This window comes from Agromyces laixinhei (assembly GCF_006337065.1).
Classification (GTDB): domain Bacteria; phylum Actinomycetota; class Actinomycetes; order Actinomycetales; family Microbacteriaceae; genus Agromyces; species Agromyces laixinhei.
Genome location: NZ_CP040872.1, coordinates 747,406 through 759,419, shown reverse-complemented (window position 1 = coordinate 759,419; position 12,014 = coordinate 747,406). Strand labels below are relative to the sequence as shown.

General features: G+C 71.2%; 9 protein-coding genes and 1 pseudogene. 4 read left to right on the top strand and 6 right to left on the bottom strand.

Annotation, left to right across the window (positions count from 1 at the left end; translation table 11 throughout):
• Positions 1–8: 8 nt before the first annotated feature.
• From FHG54_RS03635 to FHG54_RS03625, 3 genes are all read right to left on the bottom strand, one after another.
• A complete protein-coding gene (locus FHG54_RS03635; RefSeq protein WP_139416056.1) occupies positions 9–536 on the bottom strand; it encodes a SixA phosphatase family protein in 528 nt (175 codons plus the stop codon).
• Between the two features lie 39 nt (positions 537–575).
• Positions 576–1,508 (bottom strand): arginase family protein, encoded by a 933-nt coding sequence (locus FHG54_RS03630; protein WP_139416055.1) that lies wholly within the window; start codon positions 1,506–1,508, stop codon positions 576–578.
• Positions 1,509–2,118: 610 nt separating this feature from the next.
• Positions 2,119–2,664 (bottom strand): Rossmann-fold NAD(P)-binding domain-containing protein, encoded by a 546-nt coding sequence (locus tag FHG54_RS03625; protein ID WP_139416054.1) that lies wholly within the window; start codon positions 2,662–2,664, stop codon positions 2,119–2,121.
• Between the two features lie 193 nt (positions 2,665–2,857).
• On the opposite strand from FHG54_RS03625, the gene FHG54_RS03620 reads away from it, so the two are divergent.
• The gene (locus tag FHG54_RS03620; RefSeq protein ID WP_139416053.1) at positions 2,858–4,972 is read left to right on the top strand and encodes a heavy metal translocating P-type ATPase; all 2,115 of its coding nucleotides are present in this window, start codon (positions 2,858–2,860) and stop codon (positions 4,970–4,972) included.
• Between the two features lie 122 nt (positions 4,973–5,094).
• Here FHG54_RS03620 and FHG54_RS03615 read toward each other — a convergent pair whose 3' ends face one another.
• Positions 5,095–5,421 (bottom strand): heavy-metal-associated domain-containing protein, encoded by a 327-nt coding sequence (locus FHG54_RS03615; protein ID WP_139416052.1) that lies wholly within the window; start codon positions 5,419–5,421, stop codon positions 5,095–5,097.
• Between the two features lie 178 nt (positions 5,422–5,599).
• On the opposite strand from FHG54_RS03615, the gene FHG54_RS03610 reads away from it, so the two are divergent.
• Together FHG54_RS03610 and FHG54_RS03605 are read left to right on the top strand one after the other, a co-directional pair.
• A complete protein-coding gene (locus tag FHG54_RS03610) occupies positions 5,600–6,028 on the top strand; it encodes a YciI family protein (protein WP_139416051.1) in 429 nt (142 codons plus the stop codon).
• A 4-nt stretch (positions 6,029–6,032) separates the two neighbouring features.
• Positions 6,033–7,382 carry an RNA polymerase sigma factor gene (locus tag FHG54_RS03605; protein WP_139416050.1) on the top strand — a complete coding sequence of 450 codons (1,350 nt, stop codon included), beginning with the start codon at positions 6,033–6,035 and terminating at the stop codon, positions 7,380–7,382.
• Positions 7,383–7,386: 4 nt separating this feature from the next.
• Here the strand turns inward: FHG54_RS03605 and FHG54_RS17095 are convergent, their stop codons facing one another.
• On the bottom strand, positions 7,387–8,940 hold the full coding sequence (locus tag FHG54_RS17095; RefSeq protein ID WP_420837421.1) for an efflux RND transporter permease subunit: 1,554 nt from the start codon (positions 8,938–8,940) through the stop codon (positions 7,387–7,389).
• Positions 8,941–9,223: 283 nt separating this feature from the next.
• Positions 9,224–10,726: pseudogene (locus FHG54_RS17090) on the bottom strand (efflux RND transporter permease subunit); the annotation flags it as partial.
• Positions 10,727–10,931: 205 nt separating this feature from the next.
• On the opposite strand from FHG54_RS17090, the gene FHG54_RS03585 reads away from it, so the two are divergent.
• Positions 10,932–11,990, top strand: a complete 1,059-nt coding sequence (locus FHG54_RS03585) for a hypothetical protein (protein ID WP_139416048.1) — start codon at positions 10,932–10,934, stop codon at positions 11,988–11,990.
• Positions 11,991–12,014: the final 24 nt, after the last annotated feature.

The window sequence follows — 12,014 nt, the reverse complement described above, 5'->3', positions numbered from 1 at the left end:
CGGGCCGGTCACCATTCGCGCTCGTGCGTCCGATCGGGGGCATCGAAGGCCACGGCGGCGGGCGGTGCGGCGGGCGGGCCCGCGCTCATCGCGGGGCGCACATCGGCCCATGACGCTGCCTCCAACGAGAACACGGCGATCGCGGCGGTCGGCATCGCCTCGATCGTTCTCGAGAAGCGGGTCGCGAGGTCGGTCATCTCGGGGTTGTGGCCGACGAGCATCGCGCACTCGAGGCGATCGTCGAGCGAACGGATGACTCGGAGCATCGTGTCGACGGACGCCGCATAGAGCCGCTCATCCGCGACGATGCGCTCGGCGGGGATGCCGAGTTCGCCCGCGACCAGCGCGGCCGTCGACCGTGCGCGCTCGGCAGTGCTCGTGATGATCACCGCGGGCTCGATGCCGCGTTCCATGAGCCGCCTGCCCATTCGCGGTGCATCCTCGCGGCCGCGCTCGTTCAGCGGGCGATCGTGATCGGCGAGACCTGGCGAGTCCCAGCTCGACTTCGCGTGGCGCATGAGCACAAGGGTCTTCACGATGCGTCCTTCCGTCGGGTCGGTCGCGCGCAGCCCTGCTCAGCGCAGTGCGATGCCCGCAGCGACCTCCAGCACGCAGAGTGCCGCCAACCGTACCGTACGCCCATCGGGCGCATCCGCGGTGGCATCGACCTCGGCGAGGTCGACCGATTCGACGCGACGGTCGGCACCCGCGGCGCGAGCGGCCTGCCGCAGCTCGAACGCCGAGATGCCGCCGGGCACCGACGCAGGGCACCCCGGCGCGACGGCGCGGTCGCACACATCGACGTCGAGATCGACGTGCACCGGGCCGCCGCCCGCGCCGGCGATCTCGAGCGCCTCGGCGAACACCTCGACCATCGGGCGGCGGTGCAACTCGTCACGGTGCACGACGGTGATGCCGGCGTCGCGGGCCCGATCGGCGTACTCGCGCGAGTTCACGAAGTCGGCGATGCCGATCTGCACGATGCGTCGGCCGTCGACGCCCGCCTCGAGCAGTCGTCGCACGGGCGAGCCGTTGCTCACGCCGTCGCGCAGGTCGTAGTGCGCATCGAGGGTGATGAGGCCGGCCGTCGCACGCCGATCACCCCAGACGCCGAGGGCGACCGGCGAGGTCAGCGAGTTGTCGCCGCCGAGGGCCACCACCGTGCCGGCTCGCGCCGCGGCCGCCGCGACGGCAGCGCGCACCCGAGCCTCACCGTCGGGCCCGTCGGGTTCGCTGACGTCGCCTGCGTCCGCGAACACGAGGTCGGCGAGCGACCGCGCGTCATCACGGCGCCCACGATCGGCCATGAGCGTCGGGCTGTAGCGCCGCAACGCCGCTCGGATGGCCGCCGGCGTCGCGTGCGCGCCGGTCGGCGAGAGCGAGGTGCGGTGCGCCGGCACCCCGAGCAGCGCGAGGTCTGCGCTCTCGTCAGCGGGCAGGGCGTCGAGCGACGGCCAGTCGCCGGCCCGTGGCCAGAGGGGATCGTTCGGAAGCGCCGCAGTGCCCATGGCTCGAAGCTAGCAATTCGGATGCCGCGAGCCGAGGAATCCGTCGGCGCCCGTGTCTGCGATGCCAGACGTCGAGCATGCCGCTGGCGCGCGTAAGCCCCGGTCGCATCGCTGTCGCGCCGCCCGGCCGTCCTGCATATGCTCTGCCAGTTCCGCCTCATCCGGCGGTGAACTCCGGTCACACCGCTGTCGCCCCGCCCGGCTCTCCTGCATATGCTCTGCCAGTTCCGCCTCATCGGCGGTGAACTCCGGTCACACCGCTGTCGCCCCGCGCGCTGTCCCGCATATGCTCTGCCAATTCCGCCTCATCGGCGGTGAACTCCGGTCACACCGCTGTCGCCCCGCGCGCTGTCCCGCACGCGCTCTGCCAGTTCCGCCTCAGCGGACGGAGAGCCTGCATCGCCCGAGACCCGCCCGCTCGAAGCCGCATTCCACCAGAACCGAAGCGCGACCGGCGCCGACTGAGCACGACCCCGTCCCGACTGAGGGGGAACTGGCATACCCGCTGAGCGAACTTGCCGCGCGATCACCGGAACTCGGGAGATGGCTGCCTCATACACGCCGGATGAGCCGGGGCCAGAGGTTCGCAACGCGGCGCCGCCACGCGGAGTCAGCCGCGAAGCGCCGCGACCAGCTCGCGCTCGCGCGCGGCGTCGAGGCCGGCACGGCGCTCGCGATCGAGGCCCTGCTCGCGCTCCCAGTCGAGGAGTTCGCTGAGCAACTGGTCGAGCGGTCGCAGCCGTAGGCCCGCGGCGAGCGCCGCCTCGTTCGAGCGGTCGAGAAACGCGTGCCACTCGGGGTCCATGATCCAGAGGGGCAGCGAATCGGGGCCCGACCACTCGGCGACCCCCTGCTCGGCGAGCCACTCCGGCGAAGCTGCCACGACCTCGCCCGCGTGCCCGGCGATCGCACGCGATCGTTCGAGCCAGGCGCCGAACGTGGTGTGCTCACCGACCGCGTTGAACGCTCCGGTGCGTTGCTGCTCGATGCCGTCGATGGCGAAGGTCACGAGGTCGTCGACGTGGATCGCCTGCACCGCGTCGTCGATAATGTCGGGAACGAGCATGGGCTCGTCACTCCGGGCCGCGCGCGCGACCCAGTAGCCGCCCCGCCCCGATGGATCGCCGGGGCCGGTGATGAGCCCGGGGCGGATCACGAGCAGCCGATCGCGACGAAGGCCGCCGCGGGCGCCCGTGTTCTCGTTCCGCGAAACGCAGTGGGGCCGCTGCTACCGTCGGAACAGGCTCGACTGGCTCGGGAATAGTTCGGACCGGCACGCGTTCCATTCTCGTGAGAGGTACCCCCTAGGGGTATTTGCTCGACACGAGCGGCACGACGGAGGAAGACCGATGAGCACGACCCACGGTGAACGGCACGACCACACCGGACACGACACGAGCGACCACGCCGGGCACGACACGAGCGCGCACGCCGGCCACGACATGAGCGAGCACGCCGGGCACGGCGACCACGTCGGTCAGTTCCGCCGCCTGTTCTGGATCATGCTCGTGATCGCCGTGCCGACGATCGCGTTCAGCCCGATGTTCGCGTCGATCCTCGGCTACCCGCTGCCAGACAACGTCGTGGTCGCGTGGATCCCGCCGGTGCTCGGCACGGTCATGTACTTCTGGGGCGGCAGGCCCTTCCTCACCGGCGCCTGGTCGGAGCTGAAGGCGCGCACGCCCGGCATGATGCTGCTGATCGGCCTCGCGATCACGGTCGCGTACTTCGCGTCGCTCGGCGCGAGCCTCGGCCTGCTCAGCCACCACCTCGACTTCTGGTGGGAGCTCGCACTCCTCATCGTGATCATGCTGCTCGGCCACTGGATCGAGATGCGCTCGATCATGCAGGCCTCGAGCGCGCTCGATGCGCTCGCAGCTCTGCTGCCCGACGAGGCCGAGCGGGTCACGGATGCCGCCGGCGGCACCTCCTCGACCGAGACCGTCTCCCCGGCAGAGCTCGCGATCGGCGACGTCGTGATCGTGCGGCCCGGCGGCCGCGTGCCCGCCGACGGCGAAGTGGTCGACGGCACGGCCGCGATGGATGAGTCGATGATCACCGGCGAATCGACCACGGTCGCCCGCGGCCCGGGCGCACATGTCGTGGCCGGCACCGTCGCGACCGACACGGCGATCCGCGTGCGGGTCGGTGCCGTCGGCGACGACACCGCGCTCGCCGGCATCCAGCGGCTCGTCGCGCAGGCGCAGGCCTCGACGTCGCGCGCGCAGCGCCTCGCCGACCGCGCAGCCGGCTGGCTGTTCTGGTTCGCGCTCGGCGCCGCCGTGCTCACCGCGATCGCCTGGACCCTCCTCGGCGACCCCGACGACGCCGTGATCCGCACGATCACCGTGCTCGTGATCGCGTGCCCCCACGCGCTCGGTCTCGCCATCCCGCTCGTCGTCTCGATCGCGACCGAGCGCGCGGCGAAGGGCGGCGTGCTCGTCACCGACCGCCTCGCCCTCGAGACGATGCGCACGGTCGATGCGGTGCTCTTCGACAAGACCGGCACGCTCACGAAGGGCGAGCCCGCCGTGACGGATGCCGCGGCCACGGGGGACTTCGACCTCGACGGCGTCATCGCGATCGCCGCCGCGGTCGAACGCGATTCGGAGCATCCGCTCGCCCGCGCCATCGTCGCGCACGCGACGGCGAAGGGGCTCGACATCCCGGCCGCCGAGTCGTTCCAGTCCGTGCCCGGCCTCGGCGTGACGGCCGTCGTCGCCGGCGTTCCGGTGCATGTCGGCGGGCCCTCGCTGCTCGCCGGCCGAGACGCCGACCCCCTGCCCGCCTCGGTGCCGTGGGCGAATGCGGGCGCGACCGTGCTGCACGTCTTCGTCGGGCACGTGCTGGCGGGAGCCATCGCGCTGGCCGACGAGATTCGCCCCGAATCGAACGAGGCCGTCGACGCGCTGCATGCGCTCGGCGTGCAGGTCGTGATGATCACGGGCGATGCCGAGCCGGTGGCCCGCACGGTCGCCGCGCAGCTCGGCATCGACCGGGTGTACGCGGGCGTGCACCCCGAGGACAAGTCCGCCAAAGTGCAGGAGTTGCAGCGCGAGGGGCTCTCGGTCGCGATGGTCGGCGACGGCGTCAACGACGCTCCGGCGCTCGCGCAGGCCGATGTCGGCATCGCGATCGGCGCGGGCACGGATGTCGCGATCGCCTCGGCCGGCGTGATCCTCGCGTCATCCGACCCGCGTTCGGTGATCTCCGTCATCGAACTGTCGCGGGCGAGCTACCGAAAGATGCAACAGAACCTGTGGTGGGCGGCCGGGTACAACCTCATCTCGGTGCCGCTTGCGGCGGGAGTGCTCGCGCCGATCGGGTTCGTGCTGCCGATGTCGGTCGGTGCGATCCTGATGAGCCTCTCGACGATCGTCGTCGCCGCGAACGCGCAACTGCTGCGCCGCCTCGACCTTCGGCCCGAGGCCTCGACCCGGGCCGTGCTCGATCGGGCGAGCTGAGGCATCCGCTCGCTCACGTTGCAGGCGATTTCATGTCTTGGGCCCTGAGCAGGGCCTGAACGTCGGAATCGCCTGCAGCGTGCATGCGAGCCGGGCGCGTCGCCGATGGCCGACGCGCGGGATCACCGTTCCGCGACGGCGTATCCGGCCTCTTCGACGGCTGCGGCGATCGCGGCGTCGGAGACGGGTGTGCTGCTCCGCACCGTCACGGCGGAGACACCGCCGCCCACGAGCTCGACCTCCACGGCCTCGACGCCGCCGATCGCCGTGAGCTCTTCGGTCACGTGGGCCACGCAGTTTCCGCACGTCATGCCGACGACGCCGAAGCTCACCTCGACCGGCGCGGCGCCGGCGCGAGGAGCAGCGGCATCCGTCGCATCGGTCGCGCAGCACGCGCACCCTCCGCCTGCGAGGTCGATCTCGGTTCGGCCTTCGGGTGCGAGCGTCATGGGAGGTCCTTTCGTCAGTCCGAGCCACTATACCCCCCTAGGGTACACGAGACACGAGACCCCCTCCGTGGAAACATGGGCCGAAGAAATCTCGGAACGGTGTCGATCGGGCCCTCACCTGTTCGACGCCAGAGTGAGGCGGGCACTTCGGCCCCCTCCCACGAAGGAGAGAACGACCATGAAGTACATGCTGATCATGCGCTCCAGCGACGCAGCCGTCGAAGACTACGAGAACCTCGACTTCACCGAGGTCATCGCCGCGATGGGCGCCTACAACGAGTCGCTCATGAAGGCGGGCGTGCTGCTCGCCGGCGAGGGTCTCAGCGAGGCGAAGGAGGGGTTCGTCGTCGACTTCGACTCGACTCCGCCGGTCGTCACCGACGGCCCCTACGGCGAGACGAAGGAGCTCTTCAACGGCTTCTGGATCATCCAGGCCTCGAGCCCCGAAGAAGCCGCCGAGTGGGCCAAGCGCTGCCCGCTGGGGCCGGGCTCGAAGCTCGAGGTGCGCCGCGTCACCGAGCTCGACGACTTCCCGCAGGACAACGAGTGGATCCAGAAGGAAGCCGGCTGGCGCGAGGAGCTCGAGAACAAGGCCGCGAACGGCTGATTCCATGACGACGGATGCCGCGGGCACGGCCGGGCGAGCGGATTCCGCGGGCACGGCCGGGCGAGCGGATGCCGCCGCCGACCGTGCCCGGCGTGCCGTCGCCGCGGTCTGGCGCATCGAGTCGGCACGCATCGTCGCGACGCTCACGCGGTTCGTCGGCGACATCGGGCAGGCGGAGGACCTCGCGCAGGAGGCACTCGTCGAAGCGCTCCGCCAGTGGCCCGCCGAGGGCGTTCCGAACAACCCCGGCGCGTGGCTCACGGCGGTCGCGAAACGCCGGGCGATCGACGGATGGCGCCGGCGCGAGCGGCTCGACGAGCGGTACGCCGCGATGGCGCGCGACCTCCAGCAGCGGGGCGGCGAGGCATCCGAGACCTTCTGGGACCCCGACACCATCGACGACGACGTGCTGCGGCTGATCTTCGTCTCGTGCCACCCCGTGCTCTCGCGCGAGGCGCAGATCGCGCTCACGCTGCGCATCGTCGGGGGCCTCGGTTCCGAGGAGATCGCGCGGGCCTTCCTCGTGCCGACCGCGACCGTGCAACAGCGCATCGTGCGCGCGAAGAAGACGCTCGCGGCGGCGAAGGTGCCCTTCGAGGTGCCCGAACCGAACGAGTACGCCGAACGGCTCGGCTCGGTGCTCTCGGTGCTCTACCTGATCTTCAACGAGGGTTATCTGCCGGCGTCGGGCGACGAATGGGTGCGGCCGGATGTCTCGGCCGAAGCCCTGCGGCTCGCACGCGTCGTGGCGGGGCTCATGCCGAAGGAGCCCGAGGCGCTGTCGCTCGTCGCCCTCATGGAGTTCACCGCCGCCCGCTTCGCGGCGCGCACGGCTCGCGACGGCACGCCGATCCCGCTCGACGAGCAGGACCGATCTCGCTGGGATCGCGCGCAGATCGGGCGCGGCCGGGCCGCACTCACGCGCGCCGACGCGATCGGCCGCGGCCGCGGCGCGTACGGGCTGCAAGCGGCGATCGCCGAGTGCCATGCGGTCGCGGCATCCGTCGACGACACCGACTGGGCGCGCATCGTGCTGCTCTACGAGGCGCTCGGCCGGCTTGCCCCGTCACCCGTGGTCGAGCTGAACCGGGCTGTCGCCGTCGCGATGGCGACCGGGCCGGCCAGCGGGCTCCGGATCGTCGACGGCCTGGTCGCGAGCGGCAAGCTGGCCGGTTATGCCCCGCTCCCCGCCGTGCGGGGAGAGCTGCTGCGCCGGCTGGGCCGCATCGGCGAGGCGCGCGGGGAGCTCGAAGCAGCCGCACGCCTCACCGGCAACGAACAGGAGCGCGCGTCACTGCTCGCGAAGATCGCAGAACTTGCGCCTCCGCCGCCGTCGGCGCCGTCGGCAGGATAGGCGCTCAGATGCCCTCGCCCGGAGAGACTTCCGCCGTCACGGCAGGCGTCGACCCCGGAGCATCCGCGGCATCCGCACCCTTCGCGGCGCGCCGCTCGCGACGTCGCTCGCGCCCGCCCTCGACGAGGTTGTAGAGCACGGGCAGCACGACGAGCGTGAGCGCGGTCGACGACACCAGACCGCCGATCACGACGAGCGCGAGGGGCTGCGAGATGAAGCCGCCGTGCCCCGTGATGCCGAGCGCCATCGGCAGCAACGCGAAGATCGTCGCGAGCGCCGTCATCAGGATCGGCCGCAGACGCCTCGACGACCCGTGCACGAGGGCGTCGCGCACGTTCATGCCGCGATCCCGGTACTGGTTCACGAGGTCGACGAGCACGATCGCGTTCGTCACCACGATGCCGACGAGCATCAGCACGCCGACGAGGGAGGCGACGCCGAGCGGCACGCCCGTGATGACCTGCAGCGCGATCGCACCGGTCGCCGCGAACGGCACCGACACGAGCAGCAGCAGCGGCTGCAGCAGCGAGCGGAACGTCGCCACCATGACGATGTAGACGATCAGGATCGCCGCGAGGAGGGCGAGGCCGAGCTGCGAGAACGACTCCTGCTGGTCGGCGCTGACGCCGCCGATCGAGGCGGTCGTGCCGGCCGGCAGGTCGACCGAGTCGATCGAGGCGGCCACGGCACCGCTCGCCGTGCCGAGGTCGTCGCCCGCCGGCGTCGCCGCGACGGTCGCACTGCGGAGCCCCTGCACGGTCGTGACGGATGCCGGTCCGTCGACGTTCTCGACGGTCGCGAGTGAATCGAGCCGCACGAGGCCGGCGGGCGTCGGAATCTCGAGGGCCGAGAGCTCTTCGACGGTCGCCGGCGAGTCGCCCGCCGTGAGGTAGATCGTGAGGGTCTTCTCGTCGATCACGACGGATCCGGCGCGCTGCGGCTGCATCGCGGCGGAGACGAACCCGCCGAGGGCGACCTCCGAGTAGCCCGCTGCCGCGGCATCCGCTCGGTTCACCTCGACGGCGACGTACGGCTGGGACGCCGACAGGTTCGAGGAGACCTGGGCGATGGAGTCGATGCCGTCGAGTTCGGTGACGACGGCATCGGCGGCGGCCTGCAGGTCTTCGGCGTTCGAGGCGGTGATGTCGACCTCGATGTCGCTCGAGGCGCCGAACCCGCTCGACGCCGCGAGGGTGACCTCGCCGACGTCGTCGAGGCTCTCGAGCTCGCCCCGCACGCTCGCCTGCAATGCGTCCTGGTCGGCGCCCTCGTCGGTCGTGACCGAATAGGTGATCGTCGCCCCGCCGCCGCCGAACGCCGCGGTGAGACCGCTGCCGGAGCCGATCGAGGTCTGCACGGTCTCGACGCCGTCGGTGTCGCGGATCGCCTGTTCGACGGGCTCGGACGCCGCGTCCATGGCGTCGAGGCTCGTGCCGATCGGCAGTTCCTGGGTGACCTGGAAGGTGTTCTGCCCGGAGGATCCGATGAAGTTCGTCTTCATGAACGGGATGAGCGCGACGGTGCCGCCGAGCACGAGGGCGGCGATGACGAGCGTCACGGCGCCGTGCTTCAGGGTCCACTCGATGATCGGCAGGTAGCCGCGCTGCAGGCGAGAGGGGTGCTCGAGCTCGTCGGCGGGCGCCGCGGTGCCGCCCGCGCCGGTGCCGCTCGAGCCTGTGCCGCCCGCGCGTGCCGCCCGCGCCGGTGCCGCCCGCGCCGGCGCCGCCGCCCGACACGGTCGTCTCGTCGACGAACGCCGCCGCCGCGACCTCCGCTTCGCCCTCGTGCTTGTGCAGCTTCGCGGGCTTCAGGAACCAGTATGCGAGCACCGGCACGATCGTGAGCGAGACGAGGAGCGAGGCGACGAGGGCGATCGTCACGGTGAGAGCGAACGGCCGGAACAGCTCGCCCGTGACACCCTCGACGAGCGCGAGCGGCAGGAACACCGCGACCGTCGTGATGGTCGATGCGGTGATCGCGCCGGCGACCTCGCGCACCGCGTGCACGATCGTGGCGGCCTTGTCGACACCCTCGACGAGGTGCCGCTTGATGTTCTCGATGATCACGATCGAGTCGTCGACGACGCGGCCGATCGCGATCGTGAGCGCACCGAGGGTGAGGATGTTCAGCGTGTAATCGGCCGCCTGCAGCCCGACGAAGGTGATGAGCACCGAGGTCGGAATCGAGATCGCGGTGACGAGCGTCGCCCTGATCGACAGCAGGAAGACGAGGATCACGATGACGGCGAACGCGAGCCCGAGCAGGCCCTCGGTCGCGAGCGCCTCGATCGACTGCTCGATGTACGGCGCCTGGTCGAAGACGACCGTGAACGACGCGCCCGGGTTCGTCGAGTCGAGCGAGGACTCGAGGTCTGGCAGCAGCGCGGTCACGGCATTCGACACCTCGACGGTGTTCGCCGCGGGCAGCTTCGTGACCGAGATCGTGAGGGCGGGCTCGCCGTTCACGCGCGAGATGCTCGAGACGGGATTGTCGGCCAGTTCGACGGATGCCACGTCGGCGATCGTCGCCGCGACGGGCACGCTCGTCGTGGTGGGCAGAGCGGTCGCGTCAGGCAGCGTGGTGCCGTCGGTCGGCGCCGGCGCCGGGGCATCCGGAACCTGTTCGGTCGCCCCCAGCACCGGAAGCGCCGCGATCTCGTCGACGCTGCCGATGCGCGTTCCCGTCTGCACGGCGTACGTCGAGTCGCCTTCGGTGATGGTGCCGGCGGGCACGAGCAGGCCGTTCTGCTCCAGTGCTTCGCGGATCGCCTGCTGCGTGATGCCGAACGCCGCGAGCTTCGCGGGGTCGGGCGTGATCGTGACGCGCTGGCCGATCTCGCCGACGAGGCTCGCCTCGCGCACGCCGTCGACATCGGTGATCTCGGGCAGGGTCGTGCGCTCGAGCTCGTCGGAGAGCGCGCTGACGTCGTCGACCCCGGTGACGGCGATCTGCAGCACCGGGAAATCGTCGAGGCTGAGCGCGATCACCTGCGGATCGACGTCGTCGGGCAACTGGTTCGAGATGCGGTTCACGGCCGAGAGCATCTTCTGCTCCACGAAGGCGAGGTCGGTGCCGTAGGTGAAGCTCGCGGTGACGCGCGACGTGCCCGTCGAGCTCGTCGTCGACGTCGACTCGAGCCCGGTGATGCCCTGGATCGCGGTCTCGATCGGGGTCGAGACGTCGGTGTTGACGATGTCGGGCGACGCGCCCGGGTAGCTCGTCACGATCGACAGTTGCGGGAACTCGATCGACGGCGCCAGCTCCTGCTTCAGGCTCGTCAGCGAGATGCCGCCGAAGATCGCGACGACGACGGTGATGAGCGCGATGAGTGCACGGTTCTTCATGCTGAGCGCGGCGAGCAGGTGCATTGCTCGATTCTCGCAGGCGCTGCGGCGGTCTCGGTCACGGCCTCAGTCTCGGCCTCGATCTCGATCCCGATCTCGATCCCGATCTCGATCTCGATCTCGATCTCGTGAGAATCGCGCGGAGGGGTAGCCCGATGGGTGAATCGCCCCCTAGGGTGGCTGGCAGGGGAACGAAGGGGTGGCGATGGCTTCCGCGGATGCTGCACGGCAGGTGCCGTGGCTCCGCTATGCGCTGCTCGCCGCGGCGTTCACCGCCGTCTGGCTCGTCGTCTCGCTCTTCTCGAGTGCGCCGAGCGCCTCGGCCGATGAACGCGATTCGGGCGGGCTTCTCGGCACCGTCGGTTCGCTGCTCGGCGGCGTGACCGAGGTCACGGGGGCCGTCGGCGATCTCGCTGGCGGCGTCGTCGACACGGTGGTCGAGCCGGTGAACCAGGTGCTCGAGCCCGTGGTCGAAGTGGCTCCCGCGCCCGTGGCCGACGCAGTTCCCGAGGTCGTCGACACGGCGACCGATGCCGCGAACGAGGTCGTCTCCGGCACGAATGCCACGGTCGGCACGGTTGTCAACGACCTCACCGGAACGCTCTCCGACGTGGCAGGCGGCGGCACGGTCGGCGGGGTCACCGCCCCGGTCACCGGCCTCCTCGACGGCGTGATCGGCGCGGTTCCGATCGTCGGCGACGTGCTCGGCGACAACGCTCTCGGGAGCGTGGTGGCCCCGGTCGCGGGCCTCGTCGACGACACCCTCGGCACGGTGGTCGGGTCGGCGCAGCAGCTGCCGACCGACGGCACGGGGGTCGTCCCTCAGCTTCCCGGTATCCCGCTGCTGCCGGGTGATTCAGCCACGCCGACAGATCCCGGAGGTCCTGCCGAACCACCGGCCGTGACGACTCCGGCGGTCAACAGCAACGGGCCGGCGGGCCCCACTGCGGCATCCGCGAGCACCGGCGATTCCCGTTCCGGGCCCGCAACTCGCAGCGCGACGAGTGCGCCCGCAGGTCTCTCGGGCACCATCACGCCCTCCGGCGGAGACGCGCCGCTCGGCAACGCTCAGCCCGCTTCCCCAGCCGCGTCCGGAGCGGGCGGCTCGGGCACCGCGGGCAGCGGCGGCGGCGCGGCATCCGGCACCTCCGACGCGGCCTACGCCGCCCTCGAACTCGACGCGCTCGCGTCGCACGCACTCCACTCGGTGAACGACGAACTGCCGTCGTCGCCGGTCTTCGACACCGACGCCACCCCTGACTGACGGGGGCCGTTCCGCCTGCACGCA

What these genes read in the sequence shown, in the direction of transcription:
- FHG54_RS03630 (WP_139416055.1), bottom strand. Translation starts at nt 1,508, where the DNA reads ATGGGCACTGCGGCGCTTCCGAACGATCCCCTCTGGCCACGGGCCGGC.
- FHG54_RS03620 (WP_139416053.1), top strand. Translation starts at nt 2,858, where the DNA reads ATGAGCACGACCCACGGTGAACGGCACGACCACACCGGACACGACACG.
- FHG54_RS03615 (WP_139416052.1), bottom strand. Translation starts at nt 5,421, where the DNA reads ATGACGCTCGCACCCGAAGGCCGAACCGAGATCGACCTCGCAGGCGGA.
- FHG54_RS03610 (WP_139416051.1), top strand. Translation starts at nt 5,600, where the DNA reads ATGAAGTACATGCTGATCATGCGCTCCAGCGACGCAGCCGTCGAAGAC.
- FHG54_RS03605 (WP_139416050.1), top strand. Translation starts at nt 6,033, where the DNA reads ATGACGACGGATGCCGCGGGCACGGCCGGGCGAGCGGATTCCGCGGGC.
- FHG54_RS03585 (WP_139416048.1), top strand. Translation starts at nt 10,932, where the DNA reads ATGGCTTCCGCGGATGCTGCACGGCAGGTGCCGTGGCTCCGCTATGCG.